This is a genomic window from Sphaerochaeta halotolerans, from assembly GCF_003429665.1.
Classification (GTDB): Bacteria; Spirochaetota; Spirochaetia; order Sphaerochaetales; family Sphaerochaetaceae; genus Sphaerochaeta; species Sphaerochaeta halotolerans.
Window position 1 is genome coordinate 1 of the sequence record NZ_QUWK01000045.1, and the last position, 1051, is coordinate 1051.

At 48.6% G+C, this 1051-nt stretch carries 2 protein-coding genes; both read right to left on the reverse strand.

What is annotated here, in order from left to right; all coding sequences use genetic code 11:
• Positions 1–80 precede the first annotated feature (80 nt).
• Positions 81–875, reverse strand: coding sequence for an IS21-like element helper ATPase IstB (istB, locus tag DYP60_RS13900; RefSeq protein WP_117331611.1), 795 nt, complete (start codon positions 873–875; stop codon positions 81–83).
• The coding region (locus DYP60_RS14400) for a hypothetical protein (protein WP_165849607.1) at positions 872–1051 on the reverse strand (180 nt) is incomplete at its 5' end. The genes DYP60_RS14400 and istB, both read right to left, overlap by 4 nt.

Consider the following 1051-nt stretch of genomic DNA (forward strand, 5'->3'; position numbering starts at 1 on the left):
TGTGTTTTGTCAAGAGAAATTGGATAAAATGGTAGTGGGAATTCCCTATTCTGGTACTGTTCGAAAATACTCACTATTGTCTATTTTCCAGTATCCTCCCTCCCTTTCTTAACCGTTACCACCTGGTCCCTCATCAATGAGTGTTCCAGTCTCCAATCCTTCGAACCTGTATCGATTAGATGACCGTAGTGTACCAATCGGTCGATGATTGCGGTTGCCAATTGCTCATCAGTCATGAGCTTCCCCCATTCGCTGAATGGTAGATTGGTGGTCACAATCAAGGACTTGTTCTCGTAACTGTCTGCAATCACCCTGAATAGGAGCTGAGCATCATCCCTGCTTACCTGGCAATAGCCCCATTCATCAATTATCAACAGGTCAAGCTTCTTGAGATCCAGAAGGGTTCTCTCCAGGAGTTCCTCAGAGCGTGCTTTCGCCAGTCGTGCAATCAACTGGCTCATGGTCATGAACTTCACCTTGTGGCCTTCATTGCAAGCCCTGATGCCCAGAGCAATGGAAAGCATTGTCTTCCCACTACCACAAATCCCATAAAAAATTAGGGTTCTCTTCTGGTTGATGAATTCGAGCGAGAGCACTTCCTCCTTGCTCATCAGGGCAGGGAAACGCACATTGGAGAAATCATATTCATCAATGCTCTTGATGGAAGGAAAACCGGCATGCTTGATCATCCTGGCCTTACGGGATTCCGTCCTGCGAGCCAGCTCACAATCCAGCAGCTCATTCAGGTACTCAATCTGCTTTGGTGTCCCATTCTCAAGTGCCTGACGGACTCCTTCCTGGGAGAAGAAGAACTGTCTCAGCTTATTGGTGAATGAGGAGTTGAACAGTTCCTTTTGCGCTTGCTTGGCCTTCATAGAGCAACCTCCCCCGATTTGCCCAACAGTGCATCATATACACCCAGATTCACATTGGTGGGATTGTCGCTTGCCTCAAGCGGGAACGACACCATCCGGTTGCACAGTACAATCAGGTCTTCCTTCGTAGGGATCCTGCCATCCCTGCACAAGCTGTTGGCCGCCACCGATGCGAC

Coding starts and splice junctions, on each gene's coding strand:
- istB (WP_117331611.1), bottom strand. CDS start 875: ATGAAGGCCAAGCAAGCGCAAAAGGAACTGTTCAACTCCTCATTCACC.